The sequence below is a fragment of the Arthrobacter sp. H35-D1 genome, from assembly GCF_030063185.1.
In the GTDB taxonomy this organism is placed as follows: Bacteria; Actinomycetota; Actinomycetes; order Actinomycetales; family Micrococcaceae; genus Specibacter.
In genome coordinates this window covers 38,553-58,272 of record NZ_JASISP010000026.1, presented here as the reverse complement: position 1 = coordinate 58,272, position 19,720 = coordinate 38,553, and the positions used below count along the sequence as shown (strand labels likewise).

Below are 19,720 nucleotides of genomic sequence, written 5' to 3'. Positions count from 1 at the left end.
GCATCACCGACTCCGCCAATGCGGCAGATCCCCGGGCAGCGCTGTTGCACATCGCAGACAGCTACGCGGCCGGCGACACCGACCTGGCCTGGACCCGGCTGACCAACTGGCGCATCCAGCTCGCTGCCGCCCTGGACCAGTATGATTCCAACAGTCCCGTGACGAGCCTGCTCGTTGCTGGATCCAGCAACTCCCCCAGCACCTTGTTGCTGGCTGCCTGGCTGTACCGGGCACTGGATGTGCCCATCACCGTCACCGAAGATGATGGCACGGGCATTCACACGGTGGTCATTGACCGTGCCGGGGGCAGCGTGGAACTGAACCGTCCAGGGGCCATCGACGCCGTGCTCAAACAGCCGGGGCAGCCGCAGCAGCAGATCGCCCTGCCGCGGCGCTCGCTCCAGGACTGCTTGGCGGAGGAGTTGCGCCGCTTGGACCCCGATGAAGTGTTTGGCGAAGTTGTGACCGAGGGCCTGAAACGGCTCCTGGCCGAGGAAAAGGTTGTGCACCCATGAGTTCAAACGTACGTATCACCCTCCACCCCACCTTTGAGGTGCTGGCAGCGACGACGGCGGCACGGCTCATCACCCGCTTGCTCGACGTGCAGAGCGAACGCGGCGAGGCCACGCTCGTGTTGACCGGCGGCAGTGTTGGCATTGCCACGCTGCGCGCGGTGGCCCAATCGCCGGCCCACTTGGCTGTTGACTGGGCCAAGGTGAACTTCTGGTTCGGCGACGACAGGTTTGTGCCAGCCGATTCCCCCGATCGAAATTGCGGCCAAGCCGCAGAGGCGCTGCTGGACCACATTCGGGTGGATCCTGCCCGCGTCCACACCATGGCAGCCTCGGACACGGTCGACCGGCTTGACGAGGCCGTTGCACAGTATGCCGCCGAGCTGGCAAGCGCCGCCCGGGCGGAGTGGGAGAACGACGACGCGTCCCCGGCCGAGGCGCCCCCCTTCCCCCGCTTCGACGTGCTGCTGCTGGGCCTTGGCCCCGACGCACACGTCGCCTCGCTCTTCCCGGAGATGGCGGGCATCCGCGCGAAGGGTGTTCCGGTGGTGGGAGTGCAGAACTCACCTAAGCCTCCGCCGTTGCGTGTCTCCCTGACCCTTGAAACCATCAACTCGGCCCAGGAGATTTGGATTGTGGCTGCGGGCGCGGACAAGGCTGCGGCCGTCGGTCTTGGCTTGGCCGGCGCCAATGAAGTCCAGGTGCCGGCTTCCGGTGCACGGGGCAGGAACAAGACCATGTGGCTGTTGGACCAGGCTGCTGCGGCGAAGGTTCCCGCAGCGCTCATGCGCGGCGACAGCTAGCGTTCAAGCTCAACGGGGAACAAGCCCAACAAAAAAGTTCCCGTCCGGCATGTGCCGGACGGGACCTTTTTCGTGGTACGCGTGGATTGTGCCTCTAGTTGAGGTTTCCATAGGACATGACAAGGCCCAGTCCGATGATGACAGCACCCCAGACAATCCCCAAGATCACGGTGAAGCGGTTCAGGTTGCGCTCAGCCACGCCGGAGGAACCGAGGTTTGAGCTCATGCCGCCGCCAAACATGTCCGACAAGCCGCCGCCACGGCCCTTGTGCAGCAGGATCAACAGGGTCAGCAGCAAGCTGGTGACGCCCAGGAGAATCTGCAGGGCAATTTGTAGTGTTTGCACGTGAGGCCTTTCAGCATGTTAACGATTTGTCTAAAGTCTAGCCGTGTCCACCGGCACTTTCCCAATGCACACGCAGCGTGACGGTATGAAAACTGCAATCTTGAAACTGCAGCGTTGGTGCTACTTGGTGACGAGGTGGCTTTCAAAGCGGGCGATGCTGGCGAACTCGCCGGCATCCAAGCTTGCCCCGCCCACCAGGACGCCATCGACGTCGCGCTCGGCCATGATGTCGCCCACGTTGGCTGCCTTGACCGAACCTCCGTACAGCAGCCGCGTCTTGGCCGCCGTCGCTGCGTCGAAGAGTTCGCTCAGTTCGGCGCGAATGGCAGCACACATTTCCTGCGCGTCGCCCGGTCCCGCCACTTCGCCGGTGCCAATGGCCCAGACCGGTTCGTAGGCGACGACGAGTTCCGCGGCCTGCTCGGCGCTCAGGCCGGAGACGCCGCCACGGACCTGGGCCAAAGTGTGCTCCACGTGTGTGCCGGCCTGGCGGATCTCCAAGCCTTCACCGGCACAAAGCACGGGGGTCACTTCGTTGCGGAACGCGGCCTTGACCTTGGCGTTGAGCAGCTCGTCGCCCTCGCCGTGGATGCTGCGACGTTCGCTGTGGCCAACCAGCACATAGGTGCAGCCGAGCTTGTTCAGGAAGGCACCGGAGATGTCGCCGGTGTAGGCGCCGGAGTCCTGCTCGGAAAGGTCCTGACCGCCGTAGGCCAGCTTCAGCTTGTCGCCCTGCACGAGGGTCTGGACGCCACGCAGGTCGGTGAACGGGGGAAAGACGGCAACTTCCACCCGGCCAAAGTCGTGGCGGGCATCGGAGAGGGTCCAGGCCAGTTTCTGCAGCAGGGTGATGCCCTGGACGTGGTCCATGTTCATCTTCCAGTTGCCGGCGATCAGCGGTGTCCGGTCGAAGGAGCCATTGGTTGAAGTTGTCATCGTTTTCTCGTTTCTTGCTTCACTTAAAGTACAACTGTGTCAGTTCTGTGGGGAAGTTCTGTGCCGAAAGCCGGTTCCGGCAACAAGTGGCGGCAGCGAAACCCTGCCGCCACCAGTGGTCCTAGCGGTCCAGCGCGAGCAGGCCCGGAAGTTCCTTGCCTTCAAGGTATTCCAAGCTGGCACCTCCCCCTGTGGAGATATGCCCGAAGGCCTCGTCGGCAAAGCCCAGCGAACGAACTGCCGAAGCAGAGTCGCCGCCACCCACCACGGTGAAGCCGCCGTTGCTGCTGTTCTCGCTCAGCGCCCCTGCAACTGCACGGGTCCCTTCGGCGAAGGCGGGGAATTCGAAAACGCCCATGGGGCCGTTCCAGAACACCGTCTTGGCCTGGCCAATGGCGGCGGCAAATGCGTCACCGGAGTCGGGGCCGATGTCCAAGCCAAGACCGCTTGCACCGAAAGCACTGGCTTCCATGGCGTCCGCTGCAACCACTTCATGGGCTGCATCGGCGGCGAAACCCGCTGCTACAACAACATCCGTGGGAAGCACGAAACTGGTGCCGGCTGCTTCCGCCCGCTCCAGATAATCCTTGACAACGGGGATCTGGTCAACCTCCAACAGCGAGGCGCCCACTTTGTGACCCTGAGCTGCCAGGAACGTGAACAACATGCCTCCGCCGACAAGGATGGAGTCAGCCTTGCCAATGAGGTTGTCGATGACAGCGAGCTTGTCCGAAACCTTGGAGCCGCCCAGAACCACCACGTAGGGCCGTTCCGACTCGGTGGTGAGCTTGCGCAGCACCTGAAGTTCGGTCCGCACCAGGTCGCCCTGGTAGGAAGGCATCGCCTTGGCGATGTCGTACACGCTGGCGTGCTTGCGGTGGACTGCACCAAAGGCGTCATCCACGTACGCACCGTTGGCGCCCGTGAGGGCGGCGAGCTCGGCAGCGAAAGCCGCGCGTTCGCCGTCGTCCTTGGACGTTTCGCGAGCGTCAAAACGCACATTTTCCAGCACCAGCACGGAGCCGTCGGGCAAGGCCGCAGCCGCAGCCTGCGCGGCGGGGCCCGTGGTGTCGCCGGCGAGCGTTGCCTGCAATGCGGGCGCCAATTCGGCCAGCCGCGCGACGGCCGGAGCCAGCGAGTATTTGGCTTCGGGGGCGCCCTTGGGCCGGCCCAGGTGGGCGGCAACCAGCACACGGGCACCGGCGTTGGCCAGTGCCGTGATGACGGGCAGGGACGCCTTGATGCGTCCATCGTCACTGACGATCGAGCCGTCAAGGGGCACGTTCAGATCGCTTCGGACCAGCACGTACCGCCCGCGGACACCTTCATCGATGAGTTCGCCGAGGGTGTGGAGAGTCATGCGTTTCCTTGGAGTTTGGAGGCCACGAGCTCGGTCAGGTCGACCAAGCGGTTGGAGTAGCCCCACTCGTTGTCATACCAGGAGACAACCTTGACCTGGTTGCCGATGACCTTTGTCAGGCCGGAGTCGAAGATGGACGACGCCGGGTCCCCGACGATGTCGGAGGAGACGATCGGGTCTTCGGTGTAGTTCAGGTAGTCGGCAAGCTGGCCTTCAGCAGCGGCAGCCTTGTAGGCGGCGTTGACTTCCTCAACGGTGACCTCGCGGCTGACGGTGGCGGTGAGGTCGGTGGCTGAACCGGTGGGGACGGGCACGCGGATGGCGAAGCCATCGAGCTTGCCCTTGAGCTCCGGCAGGACCAGGCCGATGGCCTTGGCAGCACCAGTGGAGGTGGGGATCATGTTGATGGCTGCTGCCCGTGCACGCCGGAGGTCGTTGTGCGGGCCGTCCTGCAGGTTCTGGTCGGCAGTGTAGGCATGGATGGTGGTCATCAGGCCACGCTCCAGGCCGAAGTTGTCGTTCAGCACCTTCGCCAGCGGGCCGAGGCAGTTGGTGGTGCAGGAGGCGTTGGAGATGATGTGGTGCGTTGCGGGGTCGTACACGTCGTCGTTGACGCCCATCACAATGGTGACGTCTTCGTTCGAGGCGGGAGCAGAGATGAGGACCTTCTTGGCGCCGGCATCGATGTGTTTCCGCGCGTCGGCAGCCTTGGTGAAGAAGCCTGTGGATTCGATGACAATGTCCACATTGAGCTTGCCCCAAGGCAGGTTCGCGGGGTCGCGCTCGGCGAGCACCGTGATGGTCTTGCCGTCAACAACCAGGTGGCCGTCGACAACTTCCACCGAAACGGGCAGGCGCCCTTGGACGGAGTCGTATTTGAGCAGGTGGGCAAGCGTCTCGGGGCTGGTCAAGTCATTGACTGCAACAATTTCAATGTCTGCACCTTGCGCCAAGGCTGCGCGGAAGTAGTTGCGGCCAATGCGGCCGAACCCGTTGATACCAATGCGAGTAGTCACGATAGTTCTCTCCTTGGTGCCCATGCGAGCACGCGTAGTGAGGTTGAAGGTCACCTTCAACCATTGTTTCCCGCACGACGTTGGGCAGAGACTTTCTTGTGTGGCGCATTGCTAAGCACGCGCCGTGATCCATATTACGTTCCAAGGAGCCCGCCCCGGAAATCTTACGGAGCGGGCGTCCATATATTGGTCATCCCAGCTGTCTCCCGACAGCCGAGCGGCACCAGCTTACGGCAGGATCAAGCCGGTGGCGTTCTTGCTGGCAGCGGCAAAGCGCTTGGATACATCCGCCCAGTTGACGATGTTCCAGAAGGCCTTGACGTAGTCGGCCTTCACGTTGACGTAGTCAAGGTAGAAGGCGTGCTCCCACATGTCCAGCATCAGCAGCGGGGTCGTGGCCACAGGTACGTTGCCCTGCTGATCGAACAACTGCTCGATCAGGAGGTTCCCGCCGAGACCTTCGAAGGACAGCAGGGCCCAGCCGGAACCCTGGATGCCCATGGCTGCGGCCGTGAAGTGTGCGCGGAAGGCGTCAAAGGAACCAAACGCGTCGTCAATGGCTGCAGCCAATTCACCCTCTGGCTTGTCGCCGCCCTCGGGGGAAAGGTTGTTCCAGAAGATGGAGTGGTTGGTGTGCCCACCCAAGTTGAACGCCAAATCCTTGGAGTACTTGGCCACGTTGGCGAAGTTGTTGCTTTCACGTGCTTCAGCGAGCTGATCCAGGGCGGTGTTTGCGCCGGCCACGTACGCGGCGTGGTGCTTGCTGTGGTGCAATTCCATGATGCGGGCGGAAATGTTGGGTTCCAGGGCAGCGTAGTCATAGCTGAGTTCCGGAAGTGTGTACTTAGTCACGGTTCCTCCATTGCGATTTTTTCTGTTGGGGTGCCGGGATCAAGCCCCGGCTGCAGAGCCGCCAGTTTCAGGCGGTTCATGTATCTCTACTCTTTCATACTAGGTGCCTTAGCCATCGAGCATGTCAAAAGTGACGTTGGACTCAGTGCCGGGAATGCCCGCATCCTTCGCTTTTTTATCAGCCATGGCCAGCAGCCGGCGGATCCGCCCGGCAATGGCATCCTTCGTCAGCGGCGGGTCGGCGAGCCGGCCCAGCTCGTCAAGGCTTGCCTGCTTGTGGGCCACCCGCAGGGCCCCGGCGTACTTCAGGTGGTCCGGGACGTCGTCGCCCAGGATTTCCAGTGCTCGCTCAACGCGTGCACCGGCGGCGACGGCGGCCTGGGCCGAACGGCGCAAATTGGCGTCGTCAAAGTTGGCCAATCTGTTGGCGGTGGCCCGCACTTCCTTGCGCATGCGCCGCTCCTCCCAAACCAGGAAGGTGTCGTGGGCGCCCATGCGCACCAGCAGGGCCGCAATGGTGTCTCCGTCGCGGATGACAACCCTGTCCACGCCTCGCACATCTCGAGCCTTGGCGGAAATGTCCAGGCGCCGTGCAGCGCCCACCAGGGCCAGCGCCGCCTCGGGCCCTGGACAGGTCACTTCAAGTGCCGAGGAGCGTCCCGGTTCAGTCAGCGACCCATGGGCCAGGAACGCACCGCGCCACACAGCCTCGGCGTCGGCGGTGGAACCATTGACGACGGCGGACGGGAGTCCGCGGACGGGCCGGCCCCTCCCGTCAAGCAAACCGCTTTGCCGGGCCAGTGCTTCACCGTCGCGGACCACGCGGATGACATAGCGGCTCCCGCGGCGCAGGCCGCCGCCGGAGACGACGACGATTTCGCTTTGGTGCCCGTACATTTCGGCAATGGCCGCACGCAGGCGCCGAGCCGTGGCCGCCGTGTCCACTTCGGCTTCAATGACAATGCGTCCGGAGACGATGTGAAGTCCCCCGGCAAAGCGCAGCAGTGCCGACACTTCCGCCTTGCGCACCGAGGACTTCTTGACGTCAAGCCGGGACAATTCCTCTTTTACCGCCGCTGTCAGCGCCATGATGGTTCAGCCTTCACTTTCACGAGCATTAGTGTTCCCCAAAAATATCGCGGTAAGCCGCTGCCAGGCGCAGGGGGTCGTGGACGGCGTTGCCGCCGGAACTTCCCACCTGGCTGAAGGCAACTTCGGCCCCGAGCATGGCAGCCGCTTCCCTGAATTCGGTCAAGTCCCCGATGGACTGCGGATCAGCCAAGACAACATCAACACTGAAGTTGGGGGCGTAGCGGGAGATCACGTGCAAGTGGTCGGCCGCGTTCATGCCGGCCGCCTCTGCATCGTTGACGTCAAGGTTCATGGTGAGCAGGCGCTTGGCCCCGGTGCTGCACAGTGCGTCGCGCATTTGCGGCAGGAGCAGGTGCGGCAGCACCGAGGTGTACCAGGAGCCTGGTCCCAGCACCACCCAGTCGGCATTGTGGATGGCCGCCACGGCTTCTGCACAGGCCGGTGCGTCCTGGGGCATGAGCTGCACATTTTCCACTTCACCGGCCTTCGCCAGCAGCGACTGGCCGCGAATCAACTCCCCCGGAGTGCCATTGCCGCGCACGTGGCCTTCAATGGTCAACGGCACGCTGGCCATGGGCAGCACTTCCCCGCGGGCACCCAGCAGGGCGCCGGCCCACCGCAGTCCGGCCACGGTGTCGCCCAACAATTCCCACAAGGTCACAATGAGCAGGTTGCCGAGGGCGTGGTTGTCAAGTGAACCGGAGACGCCTTCGCGGGAATTGAAGCGGTGCTGCATGACGTCGCGCCAGGTGCGGCCCCAGTCGGTGTCGTCGCACAGGGCCGCCAGGGCCATGCGCAGGTCCCCCGGCGGAAGGACGCCCAACTCTTCACGCAGGCGGCCGGAGGAGCCGCCGTCGTCCGCCACCGTCACCACGGCGGTGATGTTCCCCGTCAGCAGGCGCAGGGCGGACAGGGACGCGGACAGGCCGTGCCCGCCGCCCAAGGCGGCGACGCGCACGCCCGCCTCGGGGCTCGGCAATTTGTTGGCCGCGGGGATGATCGGCAGGATTCCCGTGTACACGCCTACTCCCGGCCCAAGTCGCGGTGCCGGATGCTGGTGGTCACGCGCGGCAGCTGGCTCAGGCGTTTGGCCAGTTCAATGGCCACCGCGACCGAGCGGTGCTTGCCGCCGGTGCAGCCGACGGCAATGGTGGCGTAGTGCTTGTTTTCGCGGCGGTAGCCCTCAAGCACGGGCTCCAGGGCGTGGACGTAGCGGTCCACAAAGTCCGCCGCCCCGTTGTCGTTGAGCACAAAGTTGCTCACGGCCTCGTCCTGGCCCGTCAGCGGGCGCAGCTTCGGGATCCAGTGCGGGTTGGGGATGAAGCGCACGTCGGCCACATAGTTCGCGTCCACGGGCAGGCCGTACTTGAAACCAAAACTCATGACTGTCAGGGTCAACACCACCGGGCCCGATTCGGAAAATAGCTCCGTGACGGCGGTGCCGAGCTGGTGGACATTCATGACGGAGGTGTCAAGGACCATTTCCGCCTGCGACTTCATTTCCGCCAGCAGCACCCGTTCCGCGGCAATCCCGTCAAGGATGCGGCCGTCCTGTTGCAGTGGATGCGGGCGACGGCCCTGCTCGAAACGACGGACCAGGGTTTCGTCGCTGGCATCGAGGAACAACACGCGGTAGGCCACCCCGGCGGCGGAGAGCGCGTTCAAGGACTCGCGAATGTCGGCAAAGAGCGCCTTGCCGCGGACATCGACGACGACGGCCAGCTTGGGCAGCGCCGCCGGCATGCGGGCCACCAGCTCCGACAAGGTGCCGAGCATCTGCGGGGGCAGGTTCTCAATGACGTACCAGCCGTGGTCCTCCAAGGCGTTGGCAGCGGTGCTGCGCCCGGCCCCGGACATGCCGGTGACCACCAGCAGCTCCGATTCAACAGGCTTCACGGACGTCAGTTCCCCGTCGACGGCGGACGTGTCTTGCTGTTCGGTCATTGCTCTTCCCTGTCGGTTGTTTGCCTGCGCGAGGCAGGCGTTGCGGGCCGGTGCCACCCTGCCAGCCTAGTCAAGAATCTCACCGGTGGTCATATTCACTGCGGGAGCGGCTTCGACGCCCGTGCCTGCCGCGGCTCCTGCGGCCGCTCCTGCCGGATTGACGCAATCATGGATGGCCTGGGCCAGGACCGGTCCCACGCCCTTTGCTGCGGCAAGCTCCGCCACCGTGGCAGAGCGTACTTTTTTCAGCGAACCAAAGTGCGCGAGCAGGCTTTTTTGCTTGGCGGCGCCCATGCCGGGAACCGTGTCAAGGATCGACGCCGTCATGGCCTTGCCCCGCTTGGCCCGGTGGAACGTGATGGCAAACCGGTGGGCCTCGTCGCGGATCCGCTGGAGCAGGTAAAGGCCTTCGGAGGATCGCGGCAGGATCACCGGGAAGTCGCTGCCCGGCACCCACACCTCTTCAAGGCGCTTGGCCAGGCCCACCACGGCAACGTCGTCAATGCCCAGCTCCGTGAGGGCCCGGGCGGCCGCATTGACCTGGGGCACGCCGCCGTCGACCACCACCAGGTTGGGCGGATAGGCAAACTTGGAACGCGGCAGTGTGCCGCTCTCCCCCGGCAGGGCCCCATCTGACGGCTGTCCGGCACCAGCCGGCTGTACGGCAGCTATTTCGCCGCTGACCGACACCAGCTGTGCACGCTCGGCTTTTTCGGCCAGATAGTTCTTGAAGCGCCGGGTGATGACGTCGTGCATGGAGGCAGTGTCGTCGATGGCGGCGTCGCCGGTGATGGCGAACTTGCGGTACTCACTTTTCTTGGCCAAACCGTCTTCGACCACCACCATGGACGCGACCACATTGGTGCCCTGGACATGGGAAATGTCGTAGCACTCGATGCGCAACAGGGGCATGGGCAATTCAAGGGCTTCCTGCAATTCCTGCAGGGCCAGGGACCGGCTGGTGAGGTCCCCCGCGCGGCGGGACTTGTGCAGGACCATCGCTTGGCGCGCGTTTGCCTGGACCGTGTCCATGAGGGCCGCCTTGTCACCGCGTTGGGGCACCTTGATGGAGACCTTGCCTTGACGCAGTCCGCCCAGCCAGAGTTCCAGTTCCTCGTGGTTGGAGGGCATTTCCGGCACCAGGATTTGGCGCGGCATCGACTCCGGTTGTGCCGCCTCCACGCCGTAGACCTGCTGCATGAGGTGCTCCCACAGTTCGGCAGCTGTTGCGTCCTCCACCTTTTCCACAACCCAGCCGCGCTGCCCCTTGATCCGGCCGCCGCGGACATAGAACACTTGGACGGCCGCTTCGAGTTCGTCTTGTTCCACGGCGAAAATATCCACATTGGTGTCTTCGGACAGCACCACGGCGTTGCGTTCAAAGACCTTGCGCAGGGCGATGACGTCGTCGCGCAGCCGAGCCGCTTTTTCGTAGTCGAGTTCGGCGACTGCTGCGCGCATTTCCTTTTCGAGGCCAACTATGAACCGTTTGGCCTCTCCGCCCATGAAGTCGCAGAAATCCTGGGCCAGGGCCTTGTGCTCGGCAACGCTGACACGCCCCACGCAGGGGGCTGCACATTTGTCGATGTAGCCCAGCAGGCAGGGCCGTCCGCTGCGTTCGGCCCGGCGCAGCACCCCCGGGCTGCAACTGCGCACGGGGAACACCCGCAGCAACGTGTCCATGGTTTCGCGGATGGCACCGGCAGTGTAGGGGCCAAAGTACTTGGTGCCCTTGCGCCGCTCCCCGCGCATGACCTGCACCCGCGGGAACTTTTCGTCCATGGAAAGAGCCAGGTAGGGATAGCTTTTGTCGTCCCTGAACACCAGGTTGTAGCGGGGGGTGAATTCCTTGATCCACGTGTATTCCAGCTGCAGCGCTTCAAGTTCGCTTCCCACAATGGTCCATTGCACGCTGGTGGCGTGGTGGACCATGGCATGGGTCTTGGGCAGCAGGGTGGCGGGGTTGGCAAAGTACGAGTTCAGGCGCGAGCGGAGGTTTTTGGCCTTGCCCACGTAGATGATGCGCCCGTTCTCGTCCCGGAAGCGGTAGACGCCCGGGTCGGTGGGAATTTCGCCCGGCTTGGGCCGGTAGCTCTCTGGATTTGCCATGGGTTATTCGATGCTCGGGCTTTGGTTGTACTTGGGGCTGCGCTGCTGCCCTGTCAGCTCCGCGATGGCATCCATGATGCTGTCCGTGACGTGGCGGCGGGCCGGCAGGGAATGGTCGGGTCCCGTCTTGTCAAAGTACAGCGGCTTGCCGAAACGCAGGGTGAACTTGGCCGGCCTGAACGTGTTTTTCCCGGCGGGTTGCAGTTTTTCAGTGCCGACAATGCCCACCGGGACCACGGGGGCCCCCGTGGTGAGTGCCAGCCACCCCACGCCTGTCCGGCCGCGGTACAGGATGCCGTCGCGGGAGCGGGTGCCCTCGGGGTAGATGCCCACCCCGTCGCCGTGCCCAAGGATGTCCAGCAGCGTTTTCAGCGCCTGGACGCTGGCGGCCTGTTCGCCGCGTTCCACCGGAATCGAGTGCACGGCCTCAAAGAACGTCTTCATGGCCTTGCCCTTGAGGCCTTTGCCGGTGAAGTATTCGGCCTTGGCAAAGAACGAGACCGGCCTCGGGGTCAGCGCCTGCACAATGACGGAATCAAAAAAGGACAGGTGGTTGGGTGCCACGATGAAGGGCCCGTCGACGGGCACGTTCGCCAGGCCTTCCACGGTGGGCCTGCACAGCGTGGCAATGGTGCCGCGGGTCAACACGCGGGTCATGTCATACAGCGCCATGGTTGCCCTTCCCCGCTCGCAAGGCCAGTTCGCTTGCCAGCTCTTGCGTTGAGTGCACCACCGTGTCAACGCCGGCCGCCGCCAGCTCGCCGTCGGCGGCAAATCCCCAGCCAACGCCAATGCAGGGCAGGCCGTTGCTGCGGGCTCCCTCCGCATCCTGGTGCCTGTCCCCCACCATCACGGCCGGCTGTGATCCGTCGGGACGTTCGGCCAGGGCCTGCAGCGCGGCGGCGATGATCTCGGACTTGCCGGGGCGGTAGCCTTCGTCCCCCGGCATGAGCGACTCGTCGGCATGTGAACCGCGAATCACGAAAAAGAAGTCTGCCAGGCCGTGGTGCGCCAAAAGCTTTTTCGCCAACGGCTCGGGCTTTTGGGTGGCAACGGCCAGGCTCACGCCGTCCTGCGCCAACTGTGCCAGCAATTCCCGCACTCCCGGATACACCAGCGACATGGCCATGCCATGGTCGCGGTACCACTGCCGGTAGACGGCGATGACACCTTCCACGTCCGCTCCGGGCACGCCGGCAAGGCGCACCAGGGCATCGGCCAGTTTGGGACCTATCAGGCTGTTGAGCACGGCATCATCGGGGACCGGCAGCGACATGCTGCGCAGCGCATGTTCAATGCCCCCTGTAATCCCTCCTGCCGGGTCCACAAGGGTGCCGTCGAGGTCAAAAATGACGGCTGTGCGGGCAGCGGAGATGTTGATGGCGGGGGAGGGCGTAGTCACGTCCATAGTTTCTCACGAGACGGCACCGGCAGGCCCCATCCATGCCCGTGATGGCATATTTAGGCCCGCCTGCCCTTCCTCGCAGACCTTGAATGCGCGCTACTTTCGGGACGAAAGATCGCCGAGATGCCACTTGTGGCTACCAAAAACGTGTTTTGGGCACCATAGGTGGCATCTCGTGCATCGTTGCGGGCCCGTCAAGGTGCCAGGACCTCGCGAAGGAACGTCGCCGTGTAGCTGTCGGCGCTTTTCGCCACTTTCTCCGGCGTGCCGGCGGCAACGAGGCGTCCGCCGCCGGTACCGCCGTCGGGGCCCAGGTCCACGACCCAGTCGGCGCTCTTGATCACATCCAGGTTGTGCTCAATGACGATGACAGTGTTGCCCTTGTCCACGAGCCCCTGCAACACGAGCAGCAGCTTGCGAATGTCCTCAAAGTGCAGGCCCGTGGTGGGCTCGTCAAGAACGTAAATGCTGCGGCCGTTGGAGCGTTTTTGCAGTTCCGCAGCCAGCTTCACGCGCTGTGCCTCGCCGCCGGAGAGCGTGGTGGAGGCTTGTCCCAGGCGCACGTAGCCAAGTCCGACGTCGACAAGCGTGCGCAGGTGCCGGGCGATGGGAGTGAACGCGGCAAAGAACTCCGCGCCTTCCTCGATGGGCATGTTCAACACGTCCGCAATCGACTTGCCCTTGTAGTGCACTTCAAGTGTTTCGCGGTTGTAGCGCGCCCCGTGGCAGACCTCGCAGGGGACGTACACGTCCGGCAGGAAGTTCATTTCGATCTTCAGCGTGCCGTCGCCGGTGCACGCTTCGCAGCGTCCGCCCTTGACATTGAAGGAGAATCGGCCGGGCTGGTAGCCGCGCATCTTGGACTCGTTGGTCTCGGCAAACAATTTGCGGATGTTGTCAAAGACGCCCGTGTACGTGGCCGGGTTGGAACGCGGGGTGCGGCCGATGGGGCTTTGGTCCACGTGCACCACCTTGTCGAGGTGCTCCAACCCGTCGACGCGCAGGTGGCGGCCGGGAACTTGTTTGGCACCGTTGAGCTTGGTGGCAAGAACCTTGTACAGGATCTCGTTGACCAGCGTTGACTTGCCCGATCCGCTGACGCCTGTCACTGCCGTCAGGACACCGAGCGGGAATTTCACGTCGATGTTCAGCAGGTTGTTTTCCTTGGCTCCAACCACCGTGAGTTCACGCTTTTTGTCATACTTGCGGCGCTTGGCGGGCAGCGGGATGCTCCTGCGACCGGAGAGGTAGTCGCCGGTGAGCGAGCGGGTGTTCGCCAGCAGTCCCTCCAAGGAGCCGGAGTGCACCACTTCCCCGCCGTGTTCGCCGGCGCCGGGGCCAATGTCAACGATCCAGTCGGCTTCCTTGATGGTGTCCTCGTCGTGCTCGACCACAATGAGGGTGTTGCCCAAGTCGCGCAGGCGGGACAGGGTTTCAATGAGCCTGCGGTTGTCCCGCTGGTGCAGGCCGATCGATGGCTCGTCGAGGACGTAGAGCACCCCGACAAGGCCGGAGCCGATCTGCGTGGCCAGCCGAATGCGCTGGGCCTCCCCGCCCGAGAGCGTGGCGGAGGCACGTTCCAGGTTGAGATATTCCAGGCCGACGTCGAGCAGGAACCTCAACCGGGCCTGGATTTCCTTCAGCACCTGGCTGGCGATTGTGGCTTCGCGTCCGGTCAGCACCAGGTTGGTGAGGAAGTCGTAGCAGTCGTGCATGGACAGCGCGCACACTTCGGCGATCGACTTGCCGTTGATCAGCACCGACAACGATGCCGGGTTCAGCCGTGCGCCCCCGCAGGACGGGCACGGGATCTGGCGCATGTACTCTTCATAGCGGTCGCGGGCCGAATCCGACTCGGTTTCGACGTGCTTGCGCTGGATATATTGCACGGCACCTTCAAAGCCGGTGCTGTACTTGCGTTCGCGGCCGAAACGGTTCTTGTACTGCACCACCACCTTGTGGTCCTTGCCGTACAGGATGGCGGTGCGGGCGGCGTCGTCGAGCTTGTTCCAGGGCGTCTCCAGTGCAAAGCCCAGGTCCGCGGACAGGCCATCCAGCAGCCTGTTCCAGTACTCGGTGGTGGCCGTGCCCAGCGACCACGGGGCGATGGCACCCTCACGCAGCGAGAGGAAGGGGTTGGGGACCACAAGTTCCTCGTCAACTTCAAGCTTGCTGCCAATGCCGCTGCAGGCGGTGCAGGCGCCGAAGGGGTTGTTGAAGGAGAAGGAACGCGGCTCAATTTCGTCGATGGCCAGCGGGTGCTCATTGGGGCAGGCAAGGTTTTCGGAGAAGGAACGCACGCGGGCGGGGTCGGCCTCGTCCAGATCCACCAGATCTGCCAGCACCCGGCCGTCGGCCAGTCCCAACGCCGTTTCCACGGAGTCAGTCAAGCGCTGTTGGATGCCGTCCTTGACCACGAGGCGGTCAACCACCACCTCGATGGTGTGCTTGTACGTCTTCTTCAGCTTGGGCGGATCGTTGAGCTGGATCTGTTCGCCGTCCACCCTGGCACGGGAATAGCCCTTGGCGGTGAGCTCCTTGAACAGGTCCACAAATTCGCCCTTGCGGTCCCGCACCACGGGGGCCAGGATCTGGAAGCGGGTGCCCTCGGGCATTTCGAGCAGCTGGTCCACTATTTGCTGCGGAGTCTGCTTCGCGATCGGTTCCCCGCACACGGGGCAGTGCGGGGTGCCAACCCTGGCCCAGAGCAGGCGCATGTAGTCGTAAATTTCGGTGATGGTGCCCACCGTGGAGCGGGGGTTCTTGCTGGTGGACTTTTGGTCGATCGAGACGGCCGGGGACAGGCCCTCGATGAAGTCGACGTCGGGTTTGTCCACCTGGCCCAGGAACTGCCGGGCGTAGGCGGAGAGGGACTCCACGTAGCGGCGCTGGCCCTCGGCGAAGATCGTGTCAAAAGCCAGCGAGGACTTGCCGGAGCCGGACAGCCCCGTGAACACGATCATGGCGTCGCGGGGCAGGTCGAGGTCGACGTTGCGCAGGTTGTGCTCCCGCGCTCCCTTGACCACCAGACGCGAGAGGTCGGGGCGTTTTTGCACACTTGCAGGGGTTGAAGACTGGGCCATTGTTTCCTTCACATCACTGTCCACGGCGGGGCCGCGGCACGGCCGGCAGTCCGCCGCGCATTGCGTTCATTCGCTGCATTCATTCACGATTGCATTCATCCATTAGTGTAATCGAAAGTTCGTTCGAGGTGGTGCCCGGGGGCTAGTGGTGCTCGAGAGCTGCCGACACGATGCGCAGTGCCTGTGCCTGCGACACTCCCAATTCACGCACGACGCCGGCAAAGGCGTCCGCGGCAGCCGCCACCTGGGCGGCAATCTTGTCCCCGCCGGAGGCAATGGCGGTGCCGCTGCGCCCGGCAGTGACCACAATGCCTGCCTGTTCCAGCTCGCGATAGGCCCTGGCCACGGTGTTCGCCGCCACGCCCAGCTGGGCCGCAAGTGCCCGCACCGATGGCAGCCGGCTGCCCACCGCCAGCCCGCCCGAGGAGGCCAGGTCAAGGATGCGCAACCGGATTTGTTCAAAGGGCGGCACTGTTGACTCCGTGTCAAGGTGCCAACGGCGCACTAGGACATCCATCGAATTCATGCCTGCACCTCTTCTTCCACCATTGGATCACCGAATTGACTCATGTAGAGATCGTAGTAGAAACCCTTGCGGGCCAACAGCTCTTCATGGCTGCCTTGTTCAATGATCTCACCATGGTCCATGACGAGGATGAGATCTGCATCGCGGATTGTGGAGAGCCTGTGGGCAATGACGAAGCTGGTCCGGTTGGCGCGCAACCTGTTCATGGCCTGGCGGATCATGACTTCGGTGCGGGTGTCAACGGAGCTGGTGGCCTCGTCGAGGATCAAGATGCCGGGGTTGGATATCCACGCGCGTGCAATGGTCATGAGCTGGCGCTGCCCCTGGCTGAGCCCGCCGCCGTCGTCGGTGAGGACGGTGTCATAGCCCTCGGGAAGGGAGCGCACAAAGTGGTCCACGTGGGTGGCCTTGGCCGCGGCGAGGATTTCATCCCCGGTGGCGTCCAGCTTGCCGTAGGCCAGGTTGTCCCGAATAGTCCCAATGAACAGCCAGGCGTCCTGCAGGACCATGCCGAACTGGCTGCGCAGATCCTCGCGGGTGAGCTTGGCCGTGTCGACGCCATCAATGCTGATGGTGCCCGAATCAATTTCATAGAACCGCATGAGCAGGTTCACCAGCGTGGTCTTGCCCGCGCCGGTGGGTCCCACAATGGCCACCGTCTCACCCGGCTCGGCGACGAAAGACAAGTCCTTGATCAGCGGCTCCTCGGGCGTGTAACCGAAGTTGACGTGCTCAAACACCACCCGTCCGGCGGGCTCGGCCAGCTCGGCGGCCGGGCTGTGGTCTGGGCGCTGCTCCTGCGCATCAAGCAATTCAAAGACGCGTTCGGCCGATGCCACACCGGATTGGAGCAGGTTGATCATGCTGGCCAGTTGGGACATGGGCTGGCTGAACTGGCGCGAGTACTGGATGAACGCCTGCACGCTGCCGATGGTGAGGACGCCCTGCGCCACCTGGATGCCGCCAAGCACAGCGATCACCACGTAGTTCAGGTTGGCGACGAAGTTGGTGCTGGGCATGATGATTCCGGAAATGAACTGCGCCTTGGAGCTTGATTCAAACAAGTAGTCGTTGGAAACCTTGAACTTCTCGATGGCGGCCTGCTGCTGGCCAAAGGCCTTCACGATCTCATGGCCGGTGAACATCTCCTCCACGTGGCCGTTCAGGTCCCCCGTGCTCTTCCACTGCGCCGCAAACTGCACCTGCGACCGCTTGGCGATCACCACCGTCAGCCCGGCAACAATGGGCAACGTCAGCAAGGAGATGCCTGCCAGCAGCGGGGAGATGGAGAACATCATCCCCAGCACCCCGCAGACCGTGAGCACGGCAATGAGGATCTGGGTCAGGGTCTGGTTGAGGGTTTGGCCGAAGTTGTCGATGTCGTTCGTGACGCGGGAGAGCAGGTCGCCGCGGGACTCCTGCTGAAAGTGCGCCATGGGCAGCCTGTCGAGCTTGTCCTCAATGCCCTGGCGCAGCCTGTACATGGCCCGTTGGACTATGCCTGTTGTCATGTAGCCCTGCGTCCAGTTGAAGAAGAACGCCGCGACATAGAGCCCCAGCACCACAAGCAGCACAGCGCCCAGTGCCCCCAGGTCAAGGCCCTGCCCGGGCACCACGTTCATGGCGGCCAGCATGTCCGCCATTTGCCCTTGCCCACTGGCTCGCAACGCCGCCACTGCCTGGTCCTTCGTGGTGCCGGCCGGGAACTGTTTGAGCATTCGGCCCACCACCCCGTCAAAGATGATGTCCGTCGCGTTGCCCAACACCTTGGGCGCCACCACCGACAAACCCACCGAAATGGAGGCCATGACAAGCACCACGGCGATGCGCACCTTGTCGGGGGCCATCAGCCGCAGAATCCGCTTGAGGCTGGGCCCGAAGTTGAGTGCCTTTTGCTGCGGCGGGGCGCCGCGCCCCCTCATCATGCTCATGCCGGGCTCTGCTGGTCTGCTGCGTCGAACGGAGAGTCTTCCGCATTCAGGGCAGGGTCCTCGGCACTGAGTTGCGAGGTGACAATTTCTTGGTAGGTGGGGCACGAGTCGAGCAGCTCCGCGTGGGTTCCCTGGCCCACAAGGCGCCCTTCGTTGAGCACCAGAATATTGTCGGCATCCTTGATGCTGCCCACACGCTGGGCCACCACCAGCACGGCAGCCTCGCGGGTGACAGGCTTCAGGGCGGCCCGCAGCTTGGCGTCGGTGGCATAGTCAAGGGCGGAGAAACTGTCGTCGAACAAGTAGATCGACGGCGCTGCCATGATGGCCCGGGCAATGCACAGGCGCTGGCGCTGGCCACCGGAGACGTTGGACCCGCCTTGCCCGATGGGGGCCTGTAGTTCCCCTGGCATCCGGTGCACGAAGTCGGCGGCCTGGGCCGTCGCCAGGGCCTCCCACAGCTGGTCGTCGGTGGCATCGGGGTTGCCCATCCGCAGGTTGCTGGCCACGGTGCCGGTGAACAGGTAGGCCTTTTGTGGAACCAGGCCGATTGAAGTGCGCAGTCCCGCCAGGGTGATTGCCCTGATGTTGTGCCCGCCCAGCTCAATGTCCCCCTTCGTGGCATCCAACAGCCGGGGTATGAGATTCAGCAGCGTCGACTTGCCGCTGCCGGTGGAGCCGATGATCGCCGTCGTGGTTCCCGGGCCTGCACTGAAGCTGACGCCGGACAGGACGGGGTCCTTCGCTCCGGGGTAGCGGAAGGCTGCGTCGCGAACCTCCAGGACGCCGTCAAGGCGGCCCACGGAGAGCGCGTCCTCGGCGTCCACCACGCTCGATTCGGTGGTGAGGACTTCGGTGATGCGTTCGGCACACACGGCTGCGCGCGGAATCATCATGAACATGAACATGGCCATCATGACGGCCATGAGAATTTGCATGATGTAGCTCAGGAACGCCGTGAGCGCGCCAATTTGCATGTCTCCGGCGTCGATGCGCTGCCCGCCAAACCACAACACGCCCACACTGGTGACATTGACCACGAAGAAGATGGTGGGGAACATCAGCGCCGTGAGCCGCCCCGCCCGCAGTTGGGATGCTGTGAGCGCGCCGTTGGCCGTGGCGAAACGTTCGGCCTCGTAGTTCCTGCGGCCAAAAGCGCGGATGACGCTGATCCCGGTGATTTGCTCGCGAAGCACGCCGTTGATGTCATCGAGCTGGCGCTGAACCTTCCGGAAAGTGGGGACAAGCACCCGCACAATGAGACCGATGGCCACGATCAACACCGGCAGGATCACCAGGAGCAGTCCGGACAGCGGAACGTCCTGCCCCATGGCCAGAATGACCCCGCCAATGCTCATGATGGGGGCCGTGACCATCAGCGTGAACGACATCAGGGTGAGCATCTGCACCTGTTGGACGTCGTTGGTGGTGCGGGTGATCAGCGACGGTGCACCAATGGTCCCGACTTCCTGGGCAGAGAACGTCTCGACCTTGTTGAAGAGGTCGCGGCGGATCGCCCGCCCCACGCCCATGGCCAGCCGGGCACTGAGGTACGTTGCGGTGATGGCACACACGACCTGCCCTGCCGTGATCACCAGCATCCACCGGCCCAGGCTCCAAATCACGTCGATATTGCCCTTGACCACCCCGTCGTCAATGATGTCGGCGTTGAGCGTGGGCAGGTACAACGTTGCCAGCGTGGAGAGGAATTGCAGCACCACGATGGCAATCAGCGGCACCTTGTGTGGCGCCAGGTTGCGGGCAACAAGCTTGAACAGCACACGTCCTCCTGGGGTGGCACCGAA

17 protein-coding genes are annotated in these 19,720 nt (G+C 63.8%); 2 read left to right on the top strand and 15 right to left on the bottom strand.

The features are described from left to right. Positions 1–515 (top strand): glucose-6-phosphate dehydrogenase assembly protein OpcA (locus QMG25_RS18105; protein ID WP_283462461.1); only part of this gene is annotated, 515 nt, incomplete at its 5' end. Continuing rightward, entirely contained in the window at positions 512–1,315 is an 804-nt protein-coding gene (gene pgl / locus QMG25_RS18100; protein WP_283462460.1) for a 6-phosphogluconolactonase, read from the top strand. The genes QMG25_RS18105 and pgl, both read left to right, overlap by 4 nt. Before the next feature lie 94 nt (positions 1,316–1,409). Here pgl and secG read toward each other — a convergent pair whose 3' ends face one another. From secG to QMG25_RS18025, 15 genes are all read right to left on the bottom strand, one after another. After that, positions 1,410–1,661, bottom strand: coding sequence for a preprotein translocase subunit SecG (secG, locus tag QMG25_RS18095; protein ID WP_283462459.1), 252 nt, complete (start codon positions 1,659–1,661; stop codon positions 1,410–1,412). A 120-nt stretch (positions 1,662–1,781) separates the two neighbouring features. Next, positions 1,782–2,597, bottom strand: coding sequence for a triose-phosphate isomerase (gene tpiA, locus QMG25_RS18090; protein WP_283462458.1), 816 nt, complete (start codon positions 2,595–2,597; stop codon positions 1,782–1,784). Positions 2,598–2,718: 121 nt separating this feature from the next. Next, positions 2,719–3,957 carry a phosphoglycerate kinase gene (locus QMG25_RS18085; protein WP_283462457.1) on the bottom strand — a complete coding sequence of 413 codons (1,239 nt, stop codon included), beginning with the start codon at positions 3,955–3,957 and terminating at the stop codon, positions 2,719–2,721. Then, on the bottom strand, positions 3,954–4,973 hold the full coding sequence (gene gap, locus QMG25_RS18080) for a type I glyceraldehyde-3-phosphate dehydrogenase (protein ID WP_283462456.1): 1,020 nt from the start codon (positions 4,971–4,973) through the stop codon (positions 3,954–3,956). Before gap ends, QMG25_RS18085 begins: the two co-directional genes overlap by 4 nt. Before the next feature lie 228 nt (positions 4,974–5,201). Beyond that, complete coding sequence (locus QMG25_RS18075) at positions 5,202–5,825, bottom strand: superoxide dismutase (RefSeq protein WP_283462455.1); 624 nt, start codon at positions 5,823–5,825, stop codon at positions 5,202–5,204. A gap of 108 nt (positions 5,826–5,933) precedes the next feature. Continuing rightward, positions 5,934–6,914 carry a DNA-binding protein WhiA gene (gene whiA / locus QMG25_RS18070; RefSeq protein WP_283462454.1) on the bottom strand — a complete coding sequence of 327 codons (981 nt, stop codon included), beginning with the start codon at positions 6,912–6,914 and terminating at the stop codon, positions 5,934–5,936. A gap of 28 nt (positions 6,915–6,942) precedes the next feature. Then, positions 6,943–7,938, bottom strand: a complete 996-nt coding sequence (locus QMG25_RS18065) for a gluconeogenesis factor YvcK family protein (protein ID WP_502866442.1) — start codon at positions 7,936–7,938, stop codon at positions 6,943–6,945. 2 nt (positions 7,939–7,940) lie between these two features. Beyond that, on the bottom strand, positions 7,941–8,861 hold the full coding sequence (gene rapZ / locus QMG25_RS18060; RefSeq protein ID WP_283462453.1) for an RNase adapter RapZ: 921 nt from the start codon (positions 8,859–8,861) through the stop codon (positions 7,941–7,943). A gap of 66 nt (positions 8,862–8,927) precedes the next feature. Next, positions 8,928–10,970: an excinuclease ABC subunit UvrC gene (gene uvrC, locus QMG25_RS18055; RefSeq protein WP_283462452.1), complete on the bottom strand. Its 2,043-nt coding sequence runs from the start codon at positions 10,968–10,970 to the stop codon at positions 8,928–8,930. Between the two features lie 3 nt (positions 10,971–10,973). Then, positions 10,974–11,642 carry a lysophospholipid acyltransferase family protein gene (locus tag QMG25_RS18050; RefSeq protein ID WP_283462451.1) on the bottom strand — a complete coding sequence of 223 codons (669 nt, stop codon included), beginning with the start codon at positions 11,640–11,642 and terminating at the stop codon, positions 10,974–10,976. After that, complete coding sequence (locus tag QMG25_RS18045) at positions 11,629–12,372, bottom strand: HAD hydrolase-like protein (RefSeq protein WP_283462450.1); 744 nt, start codon at positions 12,370–12,372, stop codon at positions 11,629–11,631. The genes QMG25_RS18050 and QMG25_RS18045 overlap by 14 nt, the downstream gene beginning before the upstream one ends. 197 nt (positions 12,373–12,569) lie before the next feature. Further along, positions 12,570–15,458, bottom strand: coding sequence for an excinuclease ABC subunit UvrA (gene uvrA / locus QMG25_RS18040; protein WP_283462449.1), 2,889 nt, complete (start codon positions 15,456–15,458; stop codon positions 12,570–12,572). A 142-nt stretch (positions 15,459–15,600) separates the two neighbouring features. Next, complete coding sequence (locus QMG25_RS18035; RefSeq protein ID WP_283462448.1) at positions 15,601–15,984, bottom strand: GntR family transcriptional regulator; 384 nt, start codon at positions 15,982–15,984, stop codon at positions 15,601–15,603. Beyond that, a complete protein-coding gene (locus tag QMG25_RS18030; protein WP_283462447.1) occupies positions 15,981–17,915 on the bottom strand; it encodes an ABC transporter ATP-binding protein in 1,935 nt (644 codons plus the stop codon). Before QMG25_RS18030 ends, QMG25_RS18035 begins: the two co-directional genes overlap by 4 nt. Then, the gene (locus QMG25_RS18025; protein ID WP_283462446.1) at positions 17,912–19,696 is read right to left on the bottom strand and encodes an ABC transporter ATP-binding protein; all 1,785 of its coding nucleotides are present in this window, start codon (positions 19,694–19,696) and stop codon (positions 17,912–17,914) included. The genes QMG25_RS18030 and QMG25_RS18025 overlap by 4 nt, the downstream gene beginning before the upstream one ends. Between the last annotated feature and the right edge of the window lie 24 nt (positions 19,697–19,720).

Coding starts and splice junctions, on each gene's coding strand:
- pgl (WP_283462460.1), top strand. CDS start 512: ATGAGTTCAAACGTACGTATCACCCTCCACCCCACCTTTGAGGTGCTG.
- tpiA (WP_283462458.1), bottom strand. CDS start 2,597: ATGACAACTTCAACCAATGGCTCCTTCGACCGGACACCGCTGATCGCC.
- QMG25_RS18085 (WP_283462457.1), bottom strand. CDS start 3,957: ATGACTCTCCACACCCTCGGCGAACTCATCGATGAAGGTGTCCGCGGG.
- whiA (WP_283462454.1), bottom strand. CDS start 6,914: ATGGCGCTGACAGCGGCGGTAAAAGAGGAATTGTCCCGGCTTGACGTC.
- rapZ (WP_283462453.1), bottom strand. CDS start 8,861: ATGACCGAACAGCAAGACACGTCCGCCGTCGACGGGGAACTGACGTCC.
- uvrC (WP_283462452.1), bottom strand. CDS start 10,970: ATGGCAAATCCAGAGAGCTACCGGCCCAAGCCGGGCGAAATTCCCACC.
- QMG25_RS18050 (WP_283462451.1), bottom strand. CDS start 11,642: ATGGCGCTGTATGACATGACCCGCGTGTTGACCCGCGGCACCATTGCC.
- uvrA (WP_283462449.1), bottom strand. CDS start 15,458: ATGGCCCAGTCTTCAACCCCTGCAAGTGTGCAAAAACGCCCCGACCTC.
- QMG25_RS18035 (WP_283462448.1), bottom strand. CDS start 15,984: ATGAATTCGATGGATGTCCTAGTGCGCCGTTGGCACCTTGACACGGAG.
- QMG25_RS18030 (WP_283462447.1), bottom strand. CDS start 17,915: ATGAGCATGATGAGGGGGCGCGGCGCCCCGCCGCAGCAAAAGGCACTC.